This window comes from Mesorhizobium sp. M0276 (assembly GCF_040321755.1).
In the GTDB taxonomy this organism is placed as follows: Bacteria; Pseudomonadota; Alphaproteobacteria; order Rhizobiales; family Rhizobiaceae; genus Mesorhizobium.
In genome coordinates this window covers 1-21,754 of the sequence record NZ_JAMYSC010000001.1, presented here as the reverse complement: position 1 = coordinate 21,754, position 21,754 = coordinate 1, and the positions used below count along the sequence as shown (strand labels likewise).

At 62.5% G+C, this 21,754-nt stretch carries 13 protein-coding genes and 2 pseudogenes; 4 read left to right on the top strand and 11 right to left on the bottom strand.

What is annotated here, in order from left to right; translation table 11 throughout:
• Position 1: 1 nt before the first annotated feature.
• Both NKJ01_RS00075 and amrB read left to right on the top strand, forming a co-directional pair.
• On the top strand, positions 2–3,028 hold the full coding sequence (locus NKJ01_RS00075; RefSeq protein WP_352725054.1) for a hypothetical protein: 3,027 nt from the start codon (positions 2–4) through the stop codon (positions 3,026–3,028).
• A gap of 24 nt (positions 3,029–3,052) precedes the next feature.
• A pseudogene (gene amrB, locus NKJ01_RS00070) lies at positions 3,053–4,896 on the top strand (AmmeMemoRadiSam system protein B); the annotation flags it as partial.
• A 150-nt stretch (positions 4,897–5,046) separates the two neighbouring features.
• Here amrB and NKJ01_RS00065 read toward each other — a convergent pair.
• Together NKJ01_RS00065 and NKJ01_RS00060 are read right to left on the bottom strand one after the other, a co-directional pair.
• The gene (locus tag NKJ01_RS00065) at positions 5,047–6,870 is read right to left on the bottom strand and encodes an MORN repeat-containing protein (RefSeq protein WP_502905832.1); all 1,824 of its coding nucleotides are present in this window, start codon (positions 6,868–6,870) and stop codon (positions 5,047–5,049) included.
• 154 nt (positions 6,871–7,024) lie between these two features.
• A complete protein-coding gene (locus NKJ01_RS00060; protein ID WP_352725048.1) occupies positions 7,025–8,119 on the bottom strand; it encodes a trypsin-like serine peptidase in 1,095 nt (364 codons plus the stop codon).
• Positions 8,120–8,468: 349 nt separating this feature from the next.
• Here NKJ01_RS00060 and NKJ01_RS00055 point away from each other — a divergent pair, with 349 nt between their 5' ends.
• Positions 8,469–9,569, top strand: a complete 1,101-nt coding sequence (locus NKJ01_RS00055) for a S1 family serine peptidase (protein WP_352725046.1) — start codon at positions 8,469–8,471, stop codon at positions 9,567–9,569.
• Between the two features lie 77 nt (positions 9,570–9,646).
• Here the strand turns inward: NKJ01_RS00055 and mgrA are convergent, their stop codons facing one another.
• From mgrA to NKJ01_RS00020, 7 genes are all read right to left on the bottom strand, one after another.
• The gene (gene mgrA / locus NKJ01_RS00050) at positions 9,647–10,693 is read right to left on the bottom strand and encodes an L-glyceraldehyde 3-phosphate reductase (RefSeq protein WP_352725044.1); all 1,047 of its coding nucleotides are present in this window, start codon (positions 10,691–10,693) and stop codon (positions 9,647–9,649) included.
• Between the two features lie 113 nt (positions 10,694–10,806).
• Entirely contained in the window at positions 10,807–11,949 is a 1,143-nt protein-coding gene (locus tag NKJ01_RS00045) for a Gfo/Idh/MocA family protein (RefSeq protein ID WP_352599378.1), read from the bottom strand.
• Between the two features lie 11 nt (positions 11,950–11,960).
• On the bottom strand, positions 11,961–12,707 hold the full coding sequence (locus NKJ01_RS00040; protein ID WP_352599376.1) for a sugar phosphate isomerase/epimerase family protein: 747 nt from the start codon (positions 12,705–12,707) through the stop codon (positions 11,961–11,963).
• Positions 12,708–12,759: 52 nt separating this feature from the next.
• Entirely contained in the window at positions 12,760–13,857 is a 1,098-nt protein-coding gene (locus NKJ01_RS00035; RefSeq protein WP_352725041.1) for an ABC transporter ATP-binding protein, read from the bottom strand.
• A gap of 5 nt (positions 13,858–13,862) precedes the next feature.
• Complete coding sequence (locus tag NKJ01_RS00030) at positions 13,863–14,795, bottom strand: carbohydrate ABC transporter permease (RefSeq protein WP_352725475.1); 933 nt, start codon at positions 14,793–14,795, stop codon at positions 13,863–13,865.
• A gap of 2 nt (positions 14,796–14,797) precedes the next feature.
• Entirely contained in the window at positions 14,798–15,685 is an 888-nt protein-coding gene (locus NKJ01_RS00025; protein WP_023760791.1) for a carbohydrate ABC transporter permease, read from the bottom strand.
• Between the two features lie 76 nt (positions 15,686–15,761).
• Positions 15,762–17,000: an ABC transporter substrate-binding protein gene (locus tag NKJ01_RS00020; protein WP_023760792.1), complete on the bottom strand. Its 1,239-nt coding sequence runs from the start codon at positions 16,998–17,000 to the stop codon at positions 15,762–15,764.
• Between the two features lie 395 nt (positions 17,001–17,395).
• On the opposite strand from NKJ01_RS00020, the gene NKJ01_RS00015 reads away from it, so the two are divergent.
• The gene (locus tag NKJ01_RS00015; protein WP_352725038.1) at positions 17,396–18,451 is read left to right on the top strand and encodes a LacI family transcriptional regulator; all 1,056 of its coding nucleotides are present in this window, start codon (positions 17,396–17,398) and stop codon (positions 18,449–18,451) included.
• A 9-nt stretch (positions 18,452–18,460) separates the two neighbouring features.
• Here the strand turns inward: NKJ01_RS00015 and gnd are convergent, their stop codons facing one another.
• Positions 18,461–19,888, bottom strand: coding sequence for an NADP-dependent phosphogluconate dehydrogenase (gene gnd / locus NKJ01_RS00010; RefSeq protein ID WP_352725473.1), 1,428 nt, complete (start codon positions 19,886–19,888; stop codon positions 18,461–18,463).
• 135 nt (positions 19,889–20,023) lie between these two features.
• A pseudogene (locus tag NKJ01_RS00005) lies at positions 20,024–21,658 on the bottom strand (copper resistance CopC/CopD family protein); the annotation flags it as partial.
• Between the last annotated feature and the right edge of the window lie 96 nt (positions 21,659–21,754).

The following is a 21,754-nucleotide window of genomic DNA, read 5'->3' as shown; positions in this document are numbered from 1 at the left end:
GATGGGAAAAATCGACCTCCGCCTGATGCGCGCCTGCCGCTGGCTGGCTCTGGGCGGAGCATTGATCGGGACTTCGGTTGCCCGTGCCGAGGACGCACCGGATTTCCACCTCGACCTCGACACTGGCGGCCATAGCGCGCAAGTCACCGATCTCACCTTCACACCCGATGGCGAAGACATCGTCTCGGCATCCAGTGACAAAACCATCCGCATCTGGGACTGGCGGAGTGGCGTGACGCTGCGCACCATCCGCGGCTATCTCGGCAATGGCAGCGACGGCAAGATCTTCGCGATCGCGGTCTCGCCCGACGGCAAGACGATTGCCGCAGGCGGCTATTTCGGCGCCAGCCTTGGCGACAAGCCGCCCTATGGCGATATCAGGCTGTTCGACTTTGCCACCGGCAAGATCAAGGCTGTACTCAAGGCCGCCGATTACGCGACCTATGATCTCGCCTTCTCTCCCGATGGCAAGACGCTGGCTGCCGGTGGCGCGGACGGCATCGTCTATCTCTGGCGCTTTGACGACAAATCCGCGACCGGCTGGTCACTGGACAAGAAGCTCGACGCCGATTCCTGGCACATCGACAAGCTCGCCTTCGCCGCCGGTGGAACCCGACTGGCCGCGACGACCACCGACAATGGTATCCGGCTGTGGGACGTCGTGAACGGCGAGGAGATCCAATTGCCCGACGTAGCCGAGCCGCTGCGGGACATCAGCGTGATGGCGCTGGCCGTTTCGCCCGACGGGGCCTTGTTCGCCACCGGCAGCAAGGACGGGCAGGTCCAGCTCTGGCGCGCGACCGATGGCACGCTGGCACGCGCCATGCCGACTCAGGATTTCTTCATCGGTTCGCTGACTTTCGCCAAGGATGCGCGGCTGATCGCCTCCTGCGGCTACCGCTGCGCCGACACACACCGCTCCATCGTCTGGAACACCGACACCGGCGAAAAGGTGCTCGACTATACCGGCCATGACGGCACTGTCTATGCCAGCGGCGCCAACGCCGATGGTTCGCTGGTCGCAACCGCCGGCGGCACGCGCCACGCCATCCAGGTCTGGGATCCCGCGAACGGCGAACGCAAGGCACTGCTGCAGGGAGTGGGCGAACCTGTAACCGCCGTCGGCATCGACGCGGCGAACGACGTCGTCGCCTGGGGCAACGCCAACCCTTGCCCCGAGCGCGTGGCCTGTCCCGAACAGCAGGGCGCGCTGGACAACAAATTGGTGCTGCCGACCACCGAACGCTTCTTCGAGGACCCGCAGCCGCTGACGGAGCCAAGCTCGTTCGACCGCGCCGCCCTTGTCGACGGCCAGTGGTCGCTGCGCGCCGCGACGGGCGGCAAGGACGCACTGGAAAACGCTGTGCTGGAGATTGCCAATGGCGGCAAGCTGGTGCGCAGCATCGAAAACGACGCCACCAACGGCTTTGTCCATTCCGCCTACACGCTGATCGGCAAAGGTCTTGGCCTGATCACCGGCGGCAATGACGGCACGCTGATCGAGTACAGAACCGCGACCGCGAAAGTGTCGGGCGAGTACACCGGCCATACGGCCGATATCAATGCCATGGTCGCCTCGGAGAAGGCCGGCCTGCTGGTGACCGGCAGCGCCGACCAGACGCTGAGGCTTTGGAACCTGAAGACGCACGAACTGATCGTCTCGATGTTCTTCGCCGGTTCGCAATGGATCGTCTGGATGCCGCAGGGCTACTATTATTCCTCGGACGAGGGCGACAAGCTGATCGGCTGGCAGGTCAACCAGGGCCGCGATCATGAAGGCCGCTTCATCCGCGCCGGGCAGTTGAAGAAATATCTTTGGAGCCCCGAGATGGTGCGCCGGGCAATTATCCTGCGCAGCGCCAAACAGGCGGTCGAGGAGATGCGGCCCGGCGTCGACAACGAGTTGCAGAAGCTTTTGCAGCGCAAGCCGCCGGAGTTCGGCATCCGTCTGGCGGAAGACCAGAGCAAGGTCCGCGACGGCTACGTCGCCGTCGAGATATCAGGCGCCAAGGAAGCTGGAACCGATGTCGCCGGCTTCTCGATCCTGTCGAACAGTCGCAATGTCGGCGATGTCACCGCGCGCTCGGTGGACGGCAACAGCACCACTGTCGAGATACCGGTCGATAACGGCAAGAACACCATCCGCATCACCGGCACCAACGAATATGGCTATCTGACCGAACGCAGCGTGACGGCACTGGCGAGGAAGACCGAGAAGACCGAGGCCAAAGGCAAGCTCTATGTAGCGGTCATTGGGGTCGACAAATATCCGTTCCTGACCGACGCCTGTTCGGGCCATGCCTGCGACCTGCGCTACCCCGTCGATGATGCCACCGAGTTTCTCAAGGTGATCTCCCAGAAATCAGCGCCGCTGTTTTCATCCATGGAAACGCTGGTTCTGGTCAACCGCGACGCACTCGACGAGAACTCCGACAAGGCCAGACAGACTTATGCAGTCGCCAGTGCCGACGGCATCATGGAGCCCGACTCCGACACGATCGACGACCAGCTCGCCGACTTCCTCGATAGGCCCCGCGAGCACGACACCACCATCATCTTCGTCGCCGGCCACGGCATCAACATCGATGAGGATTACTATTTCATCCCGACTAACGGCCGCAAACAGGATGCCGAGCGCTGGAAACGTTCCTCGCTTGTCGACTGGTCGGACATCCAGAAATCGGTAGAGCGCGCCAAGGGCATGCGCTTCATGCTGCTCGACACCTGCCATGCCGCCAACGCCTTCAACCCGCGCCTGGAAAAGGACGCGCAGGATGCGCGCATTGTCGTGTTCTCGGCCACCGCCGCCAACAACACCGCCGCCGAACTGCCCGAGCTCGGCCACGGCGTCTTCACCTATTCGATCCTCGAAGGCTTGCGCGGAAAGGCCAGGACTTCGGACGGCGGCGTCACGCTGTTCGGCCTTGCCGATTATATTTCTCGCGAGGTGGTGCGGCTGACGTCCTCGAAGCAGAAGCCGTTCTACTACGTCGGCGGCGTGGAGAACATTGTGCTCGCCGAGCCATGAGGGAGCGAGGTCTGCGCCAAGGCACCCCCCTCTGTCCTGCCGGACATCTCCCCCGCAAGGGGGGAGATCGGCTGTCAGGGCTGCTTACGCTGATCTGCAGCGCTGCAAGAAAACTCGCGAGGCGGAAGCTGCCAATCTCCCCCCTTGCGGGGGAGATGTCCGGCAGGACAGAGGGGGGTGCCTGCGCGCCGGCCAGCATCCTGCTGATCTTCGCCATCACTCTCCTGCCCCTCCCCACCTTCGCCGCACCTGTCGTCTGCCCGCCGGGTACCGAGAACTTTCCGCCCTTCTACGACGACGCCTCGCTGTTCAAGGAGGCCATCGCCAACGTCGCCGATGTCGAGCCGTCCAACCAGCGGCTGACCGGCATCACGGTGCCGCACCATCTGCTGGCCGCCGACCTGGTGGCGCTGGGGTTCCGGGCGGCGTCCGGTTTCCGCTACAAACGGATCATCATCCTGTCGCCGGACCATTTCCACAAGACGCACAAGCTCTACGCCACCACGCTGCGCGGCTTCGACACCGTGCTTGGCCCGGTCGCGGCCGACACCGACGCCGTGCGGCGGCTTGAGACGAACAGCGACATGGTCGAAGAGTCGTGCCTGTTCGACAAGGAGCATGGCGTACGCGCCATGCTGCCGTTCCTGCATCACTATTTCCCGGAAGCGAAAATCGTTCCCGTGGCGATGTCTGTCAAGGCACGACGAGGCGACTGGGACAGACTGGCCGAGGCGCTGAAGCCGATCGTCGACCAGGACACGCTCATCGTCGAGTCCACCGACTTCTCGCACTATCTGCCGCAGCATGACTCCAGGCGCTTCGACCAGCAGTCCCTGAACATGCTGGCCGCCGGTTCGCTCGACGGCATAGCAGCACTTCGCCAGCCCGATCATGCCGATTCCGTCGGCGCGCTCTATATCCAGACCAGGCTGCAGCGCGAGCTGTTCGGCGCCCAACCGGTGGTCGTCGCCAATGAGAATTCGCAGGAACACACGTCGGACTATGTCGAGCGGACCACCAGCTATGTCGTTGCGCTGTTCGGCGCCTTCGGTCCTGGCTTCAACAATCCGACACGGCCAAAGGACAGGATCTACTATCTCGCAGGCGACGTGAATTTCGGCCGCGCCATGAAGAAGATCCTGGTTCGTGACGGTGTAGCCGACCGCATCGTCGGCAACGTTCTGGCGCTGACCGGATCGCGGCCGTTGATCATCAATCTCGAAGGTGTCATCCTGCCAAACGTTCCGGAAGCGATCGACGACATGACGCTGGCAATGCCGGAGGGCCTGGCTGTGGACATGCTGAAGAGGCTGCATGTCGCCGGCGTCGGTCTCGCCAACAACCACGCCTACGATCTCGGTCCGTCGGGCTACGCCGAGACGCTGCGCGCCCTGGATGAAGCCGGCATTCCGCATTTCGGGCAGGGCGAGACGCTGGCGCTTGCCGATATCGACCTGGTTGGCCTGACCGACATCGACACCAACGGTTCGAAGAACACCGACCTGCTCATCCCTGCCCTGCTCGACCGGCTGCTTCACGAGGATGCCGAGCGGCCAGTGGTCGCCTTCGTCCACTGGGGCCGCGAATACAAGACCGCACCGTCGAAGCGGGAAGACATGCTTGCCGACCAGATGCGCCTGCGCGGCGCTTCAGTCATCGTCGGCGGTCATCCGCATGTGTCGAGTGAGGCGATCGTCCCGCTTGCCGGCGGCGATGTGGCGGAGGTCTATTCGCTCGGCAATTTCCTGTTCGACCAGCGCGCCGAACGGTCATCGGGATCGATGCTGGAACTGCGCGTCTTTGCCCAGGGTACGATCTTCACCAGGCTCATCCCGCTGCCCAACTATTTCGAGATGGGCAGAAAATGAACGCTTCCAGGGTGTGTTGAGATTCAGGTCAGGCCGAGTCGAAAACGGTAGGTTCCGAGAACCGGAGCGGAGCGTACTTTTTGTACGCGAGCACCGGAAGCGCAGGAAGCTGCCGTTTGCAGGCCGGCATCATCTGAATATCAAGGCACCCTAGCCGCAGCCGACCATATCGCGCGGCAAGTAGCAGGCCGCCGGCTCGGTCTTGGTCTCGAACAGCGACTGCTTCGGGCGGAAATAGAAGAAGGTTACGGGCTTGCTCTCGCGCACGCTGCCGTCGGCGAAATGCGCGGCGATGCTGAACCTGTGGATCGACGACATTGACGACCACATCTTCAGCCGCGCCGTATAGGCGCTGATCTTCTTGTTGCCGCGCACCGGCATGGCGATTGTGTAGTCATACTTGCCGATCGGAAACTCGATGTTCTGGTAGCGCATGGCTTCCGGCGTACCGCCACCGCCATCACCGCATTCGGCCATTGATTCCGGTGTCTCAAAGACCGCCATGGTGATGGAGGTGCGGAACGGCTCGCTCTGCTGGTAGACATGACCTTCGTCGTCCGCCCAGGAATAGTCGAACTTGCCGATCGCATTCAGCGTCATCGCCTGTTCGACATTGTCGAGATAGTCAGCGACCTCGCCGAATTTGATCTTGTTGGTCAGCTGGCTGCGGCAGACATTGAGACTGTCTACCGAAGGACAGGGAAAACGCCCTGTCTCCAGGCTGGCCGTATCGACGCCGGCCTCCGTGAGCACGCTCTTTACCGACACGTCGACCCCGTCGCCGAAACTGCCGACGTCCTTTGTAAACATGCGGCTGGGATCACCGGTCGGATTGCCCTCGTCATCGACCGCGGTGAACTGGATCGACATCTTCATGTCCTTAGCGTCGCCCCAGCCATTGTTGACGATCGAGAAATCCGGCCTGAAGCCGACGCAGCCGAAATGCTCCGATATCGACAGCATCGGCTTGCGATAGGCATCGCTGGCGGCAACCCTCATCTCCAGGCTGTCGAGCTTGACCTTGGACTGATCGGACGTCTTGAGATCAACTTCGGCAAAGGCCGGCGAGTCCTCCCAATCCATGCCTTGATAGACATTGCCGGTGGCGACCTGGCCGGTGCCGCTCCAGCTGTCATTGTACTGATCGGATTGCGGATAGATCGCGATGTCCTCGTCGCGCACCAGATGCTGGTATTGCATGTCGGATTGCTGGGTCATGCGCTGGTCGACGGCCACGCCGATCTCGACCTTGCCGGCATCGCCGCCGCCGGTCTGCGCCTTGAGGAGTCCGCCCACCTTGGCGTCGGCCAGCACGTCGGGGCGCGAGCCGCCGACCTCCTTGCCCCTTGCCCATTGCGAATCGTAGGCGGTGCCTCCGGCCAGCCGGGTGCGGCCCTTGCCATCCTTCAACCCGTCGACAAATGAGCCGGCAAAAATCTCCCCCGTCTTTGACAGGAGCCGCCCCTCGCCATTCGGCACGCCGGCAACGAACTGACCTTCGTAGCGGTTGCCCTCCACATCGAGATGGACGCCATTGCCGTTGAGTTCTCCGGCGAGCCAATGTCCATCGAAAACCTCGCCCGAACGCAGCTCGAGCCGGCCCTGCCCGTCGAAGCGGCCTTGCCTGATGTCACCGAAATAGCTGGAATAGATGGTTTTGGGATCATAGCTGGCCGAGCCACGCACCCGCCACACCAGCCTACCCCTGCCGTTGATGGTGCCGTCTTCGGCAATCGTCCGGTCAGGCGACTGGCCCGCCGCCGGCTCCCAGACGAAGTCGAGTCCCTTTTCCGGATGGAAATCCCACACCCGGACCGTCCTGCGCAGCACGGAGCGCGTGTCTGCCTGGTAGAGGATCTGCACCCGTTCCGCCCAGACGCCAGCGGCTGGTGCGGCGGCCGGATCGGCGAAGGCTGGCGAAAGCATCAATGCGACCAGCATCGACGCGGCCGCGATCGCCAACACTACCTTCACCCGCGCCATCCCAAAACCCCTTTGGATGCCTACCTCTTGGCCGTTCAAGCGTAGTCGGCGAACCAGCCTCGTGCAAGAGAACCGCAGCGGAAGTGCCGCCAAGCAAAAGGCGGCGGGATTGCTCCGCCGCCTTTCCACTGCGAATGCGCAGCGATTATTTGTACAGGCTGTTGATCCACTGGATGTTGGCAGCGTTCAAGCGAACGGCTGTGTTCGCGTCGGGGCTTTCCGCCACATTGACGCCGGTGATGATGCGCTGCTTGGAATTGTTGTCATAGGCATAAACTGAGCTGCCGCTCGATCCCGGGAACGTGTCGCAGTCATACTGGAAATATTCCGGGGCGATGTTCTCGGCTTGCACTTCGCAGTTTGCCTTCCACATCGTACCCATTGGCTTGTCGCCGGGATAGCCGACGAGGTTGGCGGTGAAGTCGCCGAGATCGTCATAGTTGGCGTAGCCCAGCCAGCCGAGGTTGGTGCCGACATCCTCCTTCAGCGTGATGATGCCAAGATCCCACGGGATCACGGAGCCATAATAGCCCTGGTAGTTGTCGATGAAGCCTTGCAGCACATAGGTGCTTTCAAAGGCGAAGGCGCCGAATGGTGCGTCATCGGCGGTGCTGCCATTGAGCCCTGGCACGAACAGATACTCGGAGAGCCAGTCCTTGTCCTCATGGCTATAGAGGCAGTGCGCCGCCGTGAGCACCGTGCGCGGGCCGATCAGCGTTGCCGAACAGCTGCCATAACTGCCCGTCTTCGCCGACTTGGCTTCGAGATAGCCTATCGCCGAGAACGGATAGGTCTTGGTGTTCTTGACCTGCTCGCGATCGTCGGTGCCGAAAACCTGGCGGCCGGCTTCGCCTTCGCCGAGATCCGGATCCTCGGTCTTCCGCTCAGCCCCGTCTTTTCCATTGGCCGGAGCATTCAGTTCCTTGATGATAAGATCCCTCAGCGCTTCGCTCGGCTCGATCTTGATCTCCTTGCCATCGGCGGACCGTCCGACGATGCCATAGGATTTGACAGCCGTTGCTTCGTCAGCAAGCGGCGCGGCGCGGCTGTCCTCGTCAGTCAGCTTCGGCGGCGCGATTGGCTTTGCCCGCCCTGGCTTGTAGTTGCCTGAAGTCACGTCTCGCATGCTTTCGCCATTGCCGGCACTGGCCGAGCCAGGATCGGCGGCGAAAACCGGTACCGCCCACATTGCGGTGGAAAGCAATGCGGACGCAATAAGTACGTTTGTCAGTTTTGTCATGGTGAGACTCTCCCAAAAGTCAGCAAGGACTGGATCAAGATATAGAAATATTGTCGAGATCGTGGTGAAGCCGAAAAACGGGCCTGATTACCGGCGCCTGAACCTGATCATCACCCCATACGGTCTATCGAAGGCCCCGCCAAAGACACCCCGCACAGATATATTGCCTAAATTAATACAACATTGGAATGACAAATCGCTTCCACGTAGCCCGTGGGGGGCTATAGGGTTTTGAGTGGGTTCCGCACGGGAACGCGGTCCGCGAAGCAACGCCTGCTTGCCGGCGACTGTTTCGTTGATCATGCACCGGGGCTGGCTCGTTCGGGAACGTGTCTCAGGAGGATTTCAGGTGCACATTATCCATCGGTTCAAGCCGATCGCCGCCGCGTCGTTGCTCGGCATCGCTGCCGCCCTTGCGGGCGCCAACTCCACGCAGGCGGACGAAGCTGCCGCCAAGCCCGAAGCGGCGGTTTCGCCAATGAAGAGGGTGACCGATGCAAGAGCGAAGGCCGCGGCGGAGAACCCCGACGGCGCCGACCGCGTCTATGGCGGCAACCAGGCAGAAAAGGGCGCCTATCCATTTCAGGTGGCGCTGCTCACCACCGACAGGCTGGACGAGAACCCGGTCTCGCAGGCCAATGCCCAGTTCTGCGGCGGCAGCCTGATCGCACCGCAATGGGTGCTGACGGCGGCACACTGTCTCAACGACGAGGGCCGGCCGATTTCGCCGGAGAGCGTCACCGTGCTGACCGGCGCCACCGATCTAAGCGAGGGTAAACGCCACAAGGTGGTGGAGGTTATCGTCAACGAAGGCTACAGCGAGCAGACTCTCGACAACGACCTCGGCCTGCTCCGGCTTGCTGAACCGGCCGATGCGCCGACCATCAAGGTCACCCATGACGCAACGCCCGATACCGGCAAGACGACGGTCACCGGCTGGGGCAAGATGCAGGATGGCACCTTCCCGACGACACTGATGGTTGCCGACCTCGATCTGGAGCCCAACACCGCCTGCAACAGCGGCATCAAGGCCATCTATGCGCATGACCTGAAGGCAGCACTTGGCGATCTGTCCCACCGTATGCGCTATTCGGAAAAAGGCATCGATGCGGCCGCCAATGCGATCGCCGCCGACATGACCGACCCACTGACCGGCAACATGATCTGCGCCGGCACCACCAGCGGCGTGCGCGATGCCTGCAACGGCGACAGCGGCGGCCCGCTGTTCATGACCGGCACCGGCGGCCCGGTCCAGGTCGGCGTCGTCAGCTGGGGCGAAGGCCCGGCGGACGGCAGTGCGGCCTGCGGCCACAAGGACGCCTATGGCATCTACACCCGGCTGGCCAATTACACCGGCTGGATCGAGGCCAAAATGAAAACTTCTGCTCCGGCGGCGCCTGCAAAACCCAAGGCGGGACTGGGCACGGCTCAGAAGCCGAAGACGCCCTGAACCACGGCTATCTCGCGTTCACATGAAAAACGGCGGGAGTTCCCGTCGTTTTTGTTTTGCCGGCTTATCGAGCGGGTTTACTTCCTCGACGGACCTTTGCGCTCGGCCGAAGCCGCCCACAGATTGATGTCGGATTCGCGCGCATAAGTATCGATCTCGGCGAGTTCGGCGTCGCTGAAGTCGAGCACCTTGAGCGCGCCTACACAGTCCTCGACCTGCTCCGGCCGGCTGGCGCCGATCAACGCCGAGGTCACCTTGCCCTTTCGCAGCACCCAGGCCAGCGCCATCTGCGCCAGCGTCTGCCCGCGCTTGCCGGCGATGGCGTCGAGCGCCTTGATGCTGGCGATGGTCTTGTCGTTGATGAAGGCTGTCTTCAGCGACTTTCCCTGAGAGGCGCGGCTGCCATTAGGAATACCGCCAAGATATTTGTTGGTGAGCATGCCTTGCGCCAGCGGCGAGAATACGATCGAACCGACGCCGAGCCCTTCGAGCGTATCGAGCAGGCCGTCGTCCTCCACCCAACGGTTCAGCATCGAATAGCTCGGCTGGTGGATGACGCAAGGCGTGCCAAGCTGCTTCAAAATATCGGCGGCCTCGCGCGTGCGCTGCGAATTGTAGGACGAGATGCCGGCATAGAGTGCCTTGCCCGAGCGCACGGCATGGTCGAGCGCGCCCATGGTTTCTTCCAGCGGCGTATCCGGGTCGAAACGATGCGAATAGAAGATGTCGACATAGTCGAGTCCCATCCGCTTCAGGCTCTGGTCGAGGCTGGCCAGCACATATTTACGCCCGCCCCATTCGCCGTAAGGGCCGGCCCACATCTCATAGCCGGCCTTGGTCGAGATGATTAGCTCGTCGCGGTAGACGGCGAAATCGGTGCGCAGTATTTCACCGAAAGCGGTCTCGGCCGAGCCGGGCGGCGGGCCGTAATTGTTGGCGAGGTCGAAATGCGTGATGCCCAGGTCGAAGGCCTTGCGCGCGATCGCCTGCTTCGTGCGGTGCGGCGTGTCGTTGCCGAAATTGTGCCATAGCCCCAGCGAGATCGCCGGCAGCTTCAGGCCGGAGCGGCCGCAGCGATTGTAGATCATTTTCTCGTAGCGGGTTTCGGCGGGCATGTAGGGCATCGGAAAATCCTCAAACGGAAGCAAGCCAGGCATCGCGGCAACGCAGCGAGCAGGCTTCGCTCTCACCCTTACCCTCTCCCCGTTGGAACGGGGAGAGGGTTGAGGTGCGCTGCCTACTTCTTCTTTGCCAAGAGCTCTTTCGCTTCCTTGACGCCAAGTGCGGCCGGCCGTTCGCAGGTGGTCTGCATGGCGACGAACTTGCCGGTTTCGCCGGAGCGCAGCAGGCCGGTCATCACATCGACGGCATGCAGCGCCAGTTCCATCGAGCAGCGGTGCGGCCTGCCTTCCGCGATCGCCACCGCCATGTCGGCGAGGCCTGATGTGCGGTAATTGGCCATCATGCCTTGCGAATGCATTTCGTTGGGAACGCCGAACGGATGCGACCATTTCGGCACCTTCTTGACCGGCTTGGCCGAGTTAGTGAAGCGCACGTCGCCACCGAAGAAGTTTGGATCAGGCACGAACACCGTACCCCCTTCACCGTAGAGTTCCATCGGCGCATGGCCGTGAGCCCAAACGTCCCAGCTGGTGTTGAGCGTCACCACGGCACCGTTTTCGAACTCCAGCAGGCCATGGATGGTCGTCGGCGTGTTGACCGGAATCCTTTCACCCGCGCGCGGCTTTGAACTGATCGTGCGTTCCTTGGCCGGCGTCGTTGCGAAGGCAGCGACCTGCTTCACCGGTCCGATCAGCTGGATCAGATTGGTGATGTAGTACGGTCCGATGTCGAGCACCGGACCTGCGCCTGGCTGGAAGAAGAAATCGGGATTGGGGTGCCAGTGCTCCATGCCGTGGCCCATGACGTGACAGGTGCCGCTGGTAATCTTGCCGAGCTTGCCGGTGTCGATCAAGTCGCGGACCAGTTGATGCGCGCCGCCCAGGAATGTGTCGGGAGCCGAGCCGATGCGAAGGCCTTTCGCCTCGGCGCGTTTCTTCAGGTCGAGTCCTTCCTCGACCGACAGCACGAACGGCTTTTCCGAATAGACGTGCTTACCGGCGTCGAGGATCTGCTTCGACACCTCGTAGTGCACCGCCGGGATGGTCAGGTTGACGATGATGTCGATGTCATCAGCCTTCAGCAGCCCGTCGACGGTCTCGGCGCGCAGCTTGAACTCCTTCGCCCGCGCCTTCGCCGCATCCATGTTGATGTCGGCGCAAGCGCGCATCTCAATGCCGCGAAACAGCGGCGCCAGTGAAAAATACGCCTTCGAGATGTTGCCGCAGCCGATGACGCCGATGCCAAGTTTCTTTGCCATGCTGATTGCTCCTAGTAGGTCTTGACGGCTGCGATGGAGCGGCGGGCGAAGCGCTCGATGTCGTTGGGGTTGTCCTGTTCCATGACGTAATATTGGGCGGCAGTCTTGGCGCGCAGCACCTTGATCAGGCCGGCCCAGTCGATGATGCCATGGCCGACATCCGACCAGCCATCCTCATCCAGCCCCTCGCCCGGCTTGGCCATGTCCTTGACATGGACGGCGCTGATGCGCTTGCCGTGCTTATCGATCCAGGGCAGCGGATCATCGCCACCGCGCACCACCCAGGCGACGTCCATCTCCCAGCTGATGTCGGGCGCCGCCGTGAGGATGAGATCCTGCGGCACCGATCCGTCGGCGAGTTTCTTGAACTCGAAATCATGGTTGTGCCAGGCAAAGCCGTAGCCAGCCCTTTTCGCGGCGTCGCCGACCTTGGCCAGCCGCTCGCCGAAGCCGCGCCAGCCGGCCGCGTCGGATGGCCGCTGATCGGGCATCAGAAAAGGGCAGATCAGTAGTTTGATGCCAAGCGTGTCGGCAATCTTGCGCACGCCATCAAAATCGTTTTCGAGCGCATCGATCGAGAAATGCCCGGTCGGCATGGCGAGGCCGTTCTTGTCGAGTTCAGCGCGAAAGGCCTTGGGATCATCATAGACGCCTCCGAAGCCCTCGACTTGCGTGTAGCCGAGCTTGCCGAGCGTGGCGAGCACACCTTCCCAGGGCTGGAAATTGCGGGCGCTATAAAGTTGGAATGACCAGTTCATCGTCTCTGTCCGTTTTGCTTGGGATTGTCGCTGGAAGAATGGTTCTCGGGAGCTAGATGCGGGTGCCGGTTGCGGTGTCGAAAAGCGAAGCGCGCATCGGATCGAAGCCGACCGTCACCGCTTCATCGTTGTTGGGCGAGCGCTCCGAGGTCACCCGGACGCTGAAATTCTGCTGGGCAAGCTTCAGCCAGACCAGCGTGTCGGAGCCCATCGGTTCGACCACCTCGACATTGGCGGCGGTCGAGAACGGCCAGCCCGTGCCGCTGTTCAGGCTGACATGCTCGGGCCTGATACCGAATACGGCTGGGCCGGCCGTTGGAGGACCGGCAAAGTCATAAGTGCCGAGTGGAATCTTGAGGGAGTCAGCTACGAACCGCCAACCGCCGTCGGCGTCTTCAAGGCGGCCGTCGATGAAGTTCATCGCCGGTGAGCCGAGGAAGCCGGCGACGAAGCGGTTGACCGGCCTGTTATAGATGGTCTGCGGCGCATCAAGCTGCTGGATGACGCCGCCCTTCATCACCGCGATACGGTCGGCCAGCGTCATCGCCTCGATTTGGTCGTGGGTGACGTAGATCATGGTGTTCTGCAACTTGCGATGCAGCAGCTTGATCTCGACGCGCAACTCGGCCCGCAGCTTGGCATCGAGGTTGGAGAGCGGCTCGTCGAACAGGAAAACATCGACATCGCGCACCAGCGCCCGTCCGATCGCCACGCGCTGGCGCTGGCCGCCGGAGAGCGCCGCCGGTTTGCGCTGCAGCAGCGGCTCGATCTGCAGGATTTCGGCGGCCCGTGCGATGCGCTTGGCGATCTCGTCTTTCGGCGTGCCGGCGACACGCAGGCCGAAGGACAGGTTCTTCTCTACCGTCATTTGCGGGTAGAGCGCGTAGGACTGGAAGACCATGCCGATGCCGCGGTCCTTGGGCTCTTCCCAGGTGACGTTCTTGCCCTTGATGAAGATGCGGCCTTCGGAAACGTCGAGCAGGCCGGCTATGCAATTGAGCAAGGTCGACTTGCCGCAGCCGGAAGGCCCGAGCAGAACGATGAACTCGCCCTCGGCGACATCGAGATTGAGCGTCTCCAAGACAGTCACCACGCCGAAATTCAGCGACAGGTCTTGGATAGAAACGCTGGTGCCGTTGGTTGCTGTCATGGCTGTCATCCCTTCACCGCGCCGGCGGCGATGCCCCGCACGAAAAGCTTGCCGGAAATGAAGTAGACGACGAGCGGCACAAGCCCGGTAAGGATGGTGGCGGCCATGTTGACATTGTACTCCTTCACGCCTTGCACCGAGTTGACGATGTTGTTGAGCTGTACCGTCATCGGATAGGTATCGGGGCGGGTGTAGACGACGCCAAACAGGAAGTCGTTCCAGATGCCGGTCACCTGCAGGATGATGGCCACGACGAAGATCGGCAGCGACATCGGCAGCATGATCCGCAGGAAGATGCCCCAGAAGCCTGCCCCGTCGACGCGCGCCGCCCTGAACAGCTCTTCCGGCATCGAGGCAAAATAATTGCGGAAAAGCAGCGTCAGAATCGGCATGCCGAAAATGGAATGGACGATCACCAGCCCGCTGAGACTCCCATAGAGGCCGATCTCGCGCAGGATGATGACGATCGGATAGATCATCACCTGGTAAGGGATGAAGGCGCCGACAATCAGGATGACGAAAAATGTGTCGGCGCCCTTGAAGCGCCAGTTGGCCAGCGCGTAACCGTTCACCGAGGCGATGGCGATCGACAGCAGCACCGATGGCACGGTTATGCGCACCGAATTCCAGAAGCCGCGCGAAAGCCCGTCGCAGTTGAGGCCGGTGCAGGCGGTCGACCACGCCTTGACCCAAGGCTCGAAGGTGATCTCGAGTGGCGGCGAAAAGATGTTGCCGAGCCGGATCTCCGGCATGCCCTTGAGCGAGGTGACGATCATCACATAGAGCGGCAACAGGTAGTAGGCCGCCATGACAAACAATGTGCCGTAGAGAAAGATGTTGCGGCGCGAAATCATGCGGCGCGGCTTCGGGCCGTAGGGACCGAAGATGTCCTGGCGCGTGCCAGCGGCAATGCTTGTTTCAGCGGTGGTGTTTGCCATGTTCATTTGCGCCGCCCGAATTCGAGATAGGCCCAAGGCACGATGACGATCACCACCGAAAGCAGCATCATGGTCGAGGCGGCAAAACCCTGGCCGAGGTTCTGGGCGAAGAACATATAGTCATAGACGTATTTGGCAGGCACTTCGGAGGCGATGCCCGGGCCGCCGCTGGTCTGGGCCACGACGAGATCATAGACCTTCACGATGCCGGACGCGATGATGACGAGCGTGGTGATGAAGACCGGCCGCATCATCGGGATGACGATGAACAGATAGGTTTTCCACATCGGTATCCCATCCACCCGCGCGGCTTTCCAGATGTCCTCATCAATGCCACGCAATCCCGCCAGCATCAGGCACATGATGAGCCCTGTGCCTTGCCAGAGTGCCGCGATCGATATGCCGTAGATGACGATGCTGGAATTGTAGAGCGGGTCGAAGCTGAAGCTCTCCCAGCCCAGCCCCCGCACCACATGCTGAATGCCGAAGTCCGGGTTGAGCAGCCACTGCCATACTAGGCCGGTAACGATGAACGAGAGCGCAAAGGGATAGAGGAAGATGGTCCGGAACGTGTCCTCGAAGCGTATCTTCTGGTCGAGCAGCGCGGCAAGGAGGAAGCCGACGACCAGTGAGAACACCAGTGAGATCGCGCCGTAGATTAGCAGGTTCTCGATCGAGATCAGCCAGCGTGGCGTCGCCCACAGCCGGTAATATTGGTCAAGCCCGACGAAATTCAGCCGCGGCAAGAGCTTCGAATTGGTGAAGGAGTAGAGCACCGTCCAAACGGTACCGCCGACGAAAACCGCCATCGCGGTTAGGATCATCGGGATCGAGGCGACCTTCGCATTGAGGTTGCGGAACAGCGGGTTGGGGCGTTCGCTCTTGCTCATGTCGTCAGCCGGCTGGGTAAGGACGGTCTGCTCCCGGCCCTGTTACGGCCGGGAGCGAGGTGAGTAGACTTCAACGTCAGTCCGCCGAAGCGATGAGGGCGGCGAAGCGCTTCTGCGCCTCTTCCACGGTCAAGTCCGGCTTGGCGAAAAATTCGGCGAAGAGATCTTCCTTCTGCTTCTGGGTGTCTTGTGAAAGCAACTGGTCCGTCCACGGTATGACGGCGCCCTTGGCGAGGATCGCGAGGCCTTTCTTCATGCAGTCGTTCGCGGCATTGAGATCGACGTCGCCGCGTACCGGCAGCGAACCCTTCTTGAGATTGAAGGCAACCTGCGTCTTGGGATCGAGCAGCGTTTCGGCCAGCACCTCCTGCGCCTTGGACTTGTCGGCATCCTTCAGCAGCGGGAAGTAGAACGCGTCGCCGCCTGTGGCGATGACTTCATTCAGCCCCAGTCCTGGCAGACACGTATAGTCCTTGCCTGCGGTCTTGCCGGCAACCTGGAACTCACCCTGTGCCCAGTCGCCCATGATCTGGCCGCCGGCCTTGCCGGTGATGACGAGGTTGGTCGCCTGGTTCCAGTCCTGCACATTGGTGTTCTTCGCCATCTTGCGGGCATCGTCCGCAGCCTTGAAGACCTTGGCTACTTCTGGCCCGGCGGCAAAAGTCGCGTCCTTGTCCTTGTAGACCTTGAGGAAGGTGTCTGTGCCACCGACCGCTGCCAGAAGCACGTCGAAGGCGCCAGAGGATTGCCAGGCCTGTCCGCCGACGGCGAGCGGGATGATGCCCGCCTTCTCCAGCGCGGGCGCCGCAGCAACGAATTCATTCCAGTCCTTCGGCAATGGCACGCCGGCCTTCTCGAAGGCCTCGTTCGACAGCCACAGCCACTGCCAGGAATGGATGTTGACCGGCACGCAATAAATCTTGCCGTCGATGGTGCAGCTGTCGAGCAGGCTCTTCGGCCGCACGACTTCCGTCCACTTGCCCTTGGTTGCGACATCGGTGAGGTCGCGCATCAGGCCGGCCTGAACCAGCTCTTCAGCCTGCCGGCCATGATTGAACTGGGTGGCCCCCATCGGATCGCCACCGGTGATGCGGCTGATCATGATCGGCCGCGCCGTGCCGCCGGAGCCGGCGATGGCGCCGTCGACCCAGTGATTGCCGGTGGCGTCGAAAGCCTTGGCGAGCTCGGCGACAGCCGCGGCCTCACCGCCTGAAGTCCACCAATGAGTGACCTCCAGGTCGGTTGCGGCGGCCGGACCAGCGAACTGCAGTGCGGCTGTCGCCGCCAGCGCAGCGGTCAAAAGTTTATAGCGCATTTCGGTTCCTCCCAGAATCTGAAACGTTACAGATTTTCGATACGGGAATTGCGCGGTCTGCGCAACCCCATGAACCATGCGAGTTCCACATTTTTTCGAGTGACGAACAAATTCGCCTGAGCATGTGCACTGCAACATGGCTTGCTGCGGTGCAAAATGCCAAAATGGTGGGTAAGAGCCGGCAAAAAACGATGGCGAAGGCGATTTTCTTCTGGATTCCCAAGAGTTTCGCAAAGCGAGCGTCTACCTCGCCACGAGTGGCCGGCATCTCGACATTGGCAATCTGTAACGTTTCAGTATATTGAAGCTCCGCTGGGCTGGAACGCATACCGCATCGCAATGACGACGATTGCCGGCTCGGCCTACGGCTGCTATGCGCCTGACGGGCGGGACGAATGGACAGACGGCGTACGGAAAGGAACGAGGAAGCGTCGGCGCAGGGGCGACCGACGCTGAAAACGCTTGCCTTCATGACCGGGCTCGGCGTCACCACGGTGTCGCGCGCCCTGAAGGATGCCCCGGAAATCGGCGCCGAAACCAGGCGCCGCGTCCAACTCGTTGCCAAGCAGATCGGCTATCGGCCGAACCGCGCTGGCGTGCGCCTGCGCACCGGCCGGACCAATGTCATCAGCCTTGTGCTCAACACCGATCGCGAGATCATGAGCTTCGTCTCGGATATCATCTACGGCGTTTCGGAAGTGCTCGCCGAAACGCCCTATCACCTGATCGTTACGCCCTATTCGCGCTCGCAGGATCCGATGGAGCCGATCCGCTATCTGGTCGAGACCGGCTCGGCCGACGGCGTCATCATCTCACGCACCCAGCCCAACGATCCACGCGCCCGCTACATGCTGGAGCACGGCATGCCCTTTGCCACGCATGGCCGCACCGACATGGGCCTCGTCCACCCCTACCATGACTTCGACAACCATGCGTTCGCGAGTGCGGCCGTGCGCCGGTTGGCGAGCATTGGTCGGCGAAGGCTGGCACTTCTGTCGCCACCGCCCGGACTGACCTACTATGGCCATACGTTGAACGGCTTCGCCGATGCGCTGAGCGAGGTCGGCGCCAGCGAAATTCCGTTCAACACCGTTTCCATCGATCATACGATCGAGCAGATCAGGATGAGGACGGCTCAGGTGATGCGCCGTGATGTCAGGCCGGACGGCTTCGTCAGCAGCGCCGCCGCGGCGACGCTGGCCATTGTCGCCGGCATCGAAGATGCCGGTCTCAAGCTCGGCCGCGATGTCGATGTCGTATCGAAGCAGTCGTCGGACCTGCTGCACCTGTTCCGAAGGGAATTGCTGGTCGTCAACGAGAATTTCCGGCTGGCTGGCTCCGAACTTGCCCGCTCGGTGCTCGGCTTGATTGGCGGCGCCGCACCAGGCTCTTTGCAGAGCCTTGTCGTCGCCGGCGACGTCCAGGCGTTCAGCTCGCCAGTGCCCGCCTAACCCGCGATGCTAGCCAGCCGCTCCGCTGCCCCACGGCCCGTGGAACGCGCCCGCATCGTCGATGCGTTCAAAACCGTGCGCGCCGAAGAAGTCGCGCTGAGCCTGGATCAGGTTCGAGGTGCCGCGGCCCTGGCGGTAACTGTCGAAATAGGCAAGTGCCGAAGACAGCGCCGGCACCGGCGAACCGGCCTCCGATGCCCGTGCCACGACACGACGCAGCGAGGGATGCGCCTCCTGCATCAATGAGATGAAGGCCGGCGCCATCAGAAGATTGGTCGAGGCGCCGCCATTGCTGAAGGCTTCCGCCATGGTGTCGAGCATCTGCGAGCGGATGATGCAGCCGGCGCGCCAGATCTTGGCGATGGTCGGCATCGGCAGGTTCCAGTTGAATTCCTTGGAGGCGCCGCTCATCACAGCGAAACCTTGCGCATAGGCTGATATCTTGCCGGCGAATAGCGCCAGTTCGAGATCCTTGAGCAGAGCGTCCTTGTCACCGGAAATCCTGGTCACACCGATATTGCCATAGGCCTTTTCCGCCGCCAGTCGCTCGTCCTTGATCGACGACAGCACGCGCGCCGCCACCGCCGCTTCGATCGCGGTCGCCGGAATGCCGAGCTGCTGCGCCTCGATGACCGACCATTTGCCGGTGCCCTTCTGGCCGGCACGGTCGAGGATGATGTCGACCACCGGCTTGCCGGTCTTGGGATCATCAGCAGCCAGCACCTTGGCGGTGATCTCGATCAGGTAGGAATTGAGCCGGCCCTTGTTCCAGTTGGAAAACACCGTACCGATGTCCTTCGGTCCCATGCCTAAGCCGTCACGCAGGATGCCGTAGATCTCGGCGATCATCTGCATGTCGGCATATTCGATGCCGTTGTGGATGGTCTTGACGAAATGGCCAGCGCCGTCGGTGCCGAGCCATGCCGCGCAGGGTTCGTCCTTGAACTTGGCGGAGATCGCGGTCAGCACCTTCTCGACCCGTTTCCAGGAGTCCTCAGTACCGCCGACCATGATCGACGGTCCGTGGCGCGCGCCCTCCTCGCCGCCGGACACGCCCATGCCGATGAAGGTGAGACCCGAGCCGGAAAGCTCCGAGAAGCGCCGCATCGTGTCGCGGAAATTGGCGTTGCCGGCATCAATGACGATGTCGTTGGCCGACAGCACGCCGCGCAAGGCGGCGATCTGTTCGTCGACCGGCTTGCCGGCCAGCACCATGATGATGATCGGGCGCGGCGGCCGGATCGCGGCGGCAAGCTCTTCCAGGCTGTAGCAAGGCACGACCATATCCCTGAGCGCGCCGGCATTCTCGACGAAAGCGTCGGTGCGCGCTTTGGTGCGGTTGAAGACGGCGATGCGATGCCCGTGCTCGGCGATGTTGAGCGCCAGGTTGGAGCCCATCGTGCCAAGGCCGATCAGACCGATTTCGGCTTTTTCCATCGTTTCTTCCCTGCTTTCGGATCTTGTTGGTTGGAGCCCGCGATTTTGCGGGGATGATTGACGGGCCTTTCGCGCCGCGTCAACCGCCTCGCCGAATTGTGTTGCAGCAGATGGCCTTGAAGCGCCTGGCGGCCACGGCCTGATGTCGACGGGCGCCTCGATCTTCACTATCTCGAAGTCCGAGACCAGGATGTCGATGCGCACCGTCCACCGGCCGGGCACCGGGATGATGAGGTCGTCGACACGCCAGCTGCCGTCGCCGGGCTTGGTCGCCGCGCGCTTCAGCGGCTCGATGCCGGAATCGGGCTTCGACAGCACCAGCGTCACCTCCTTGGCGTCGAGCGGTCCGAAATCGCCGGTCATGATGATCATCGACGCGACAACTGGTCCGGCATGGCCGGGCGTGATGCTGAGATCGGCCATCGCTTGCAGCGCATGGATGTGAACCGAGGCCGGTTGCGCCGCGGCGATCGCCAGTGCCCGTGGCGGCGGCGTGAAACGCCAGCCCGCGGCCACGCCGAAGATAGCCAGCACGATCAGCAGTTCGACGCCGATCGAGTGAGAGAGCCTGCGTTGCACCTGCGTCGATCCGGCCTCGGCCGCCGCAGTGAGTTTCCAGCGATTGAGGGCGGCGAGCGTGAAGAGAAAGACCAGCAGCCCGAGCTTGACCAACAGCAGCCAGCCATAGGCGGTGTTGACCAGCGCCGAGGGCGTTTGCACCTGGATGACGGCAAGTACGACACCGGCAGCGGCTAGCACGGCCACTACCGGCACGATCAGCCTAGAAAACCGGCGCAGGAATGGCGCGGCCTCCGCCGATTGCCCGTTTAGCGCCAATCCGAGTGGCACCAGCGCGCCGGCCCAGAAGGCAATGCCAACGCCGTGCAGGAACACCATTGGCCGCGTCAGCCATTGCGGCTCGGCGGCACTGGCATGGCCGCTGGCAGCAAGCGCGACACCCACCCCGGCCAACCCGGCCATGGCAAATGGCCTGGATGCCACGCGCGGTCCGGCCAGCGACAGCAGGCCAAGCCCCAGGGCGATCAGTGCGACCAGCACTGTCCAGCCGAAGCTGGTGCCCAGCCCGATCCGCCAGATGAGCGGTTGCGCCAGGCGGGAGAGTGGTGCCCCAAGCGCATCAAGCCCCTGCAAGCCGAGCGACAGCGGTGCCGCGATCAACCCGCCCAAGATTGCAGCCGCGATGAAGCGCTGTCCCGCGTGGGCATCCCGGGCCAGCCAGGCGAGGGCAAAGGCGCCGCCGACGCCGAGCAAGAGCCCGATGTAGAGAAAGACCTTGCCGACCCAGATCGCCGATCGCAGCGACCAGTCAACAGCTTCGGACACCGCCGGCGGCGCATTTGGCGCGCCGATGGAAAACAGCAGGGAGCCGCCGACCGGATGGCCGTCGGCGGAAATGACGCGCCAGCTCAAGACATGCGTGCCGGGTGCGAGCCCCTGCGGGTTGTCGATTTCGACCGTCTGGTCGTTGAGACGGAAGGCAGTCAGCGGAACTGGCGTGCCATCGGGCCGCACAAGGGTCAGCACCAGGGGCGAGACCGGCTCGCTGAAGGTGAGCGAGAACTGTGCCGGCCCCTGTTCCAGCACTGCGCCGTCGGCCGGATCGGTCTTGATCAGCGCGGCATGGGCGAGGGCCTGATCCGGCCCTGCCATGACGGCAAGAAACACGATCAGCGACAACAAGCCGACGACAAGCCGGCCGGCGCGGTGGCCGGCCATGGAAGCCGTCTGCAGAATGGATGTCGTGCTCATGTCACCGCCACAAGAGATGGCGGGGGGGGGGGGGGGGGGGGGGGGGGCGGGGGAGGGGGGGGGGAGGGGGGGAGAGTTGGGGGCGAGGGGCGGGGG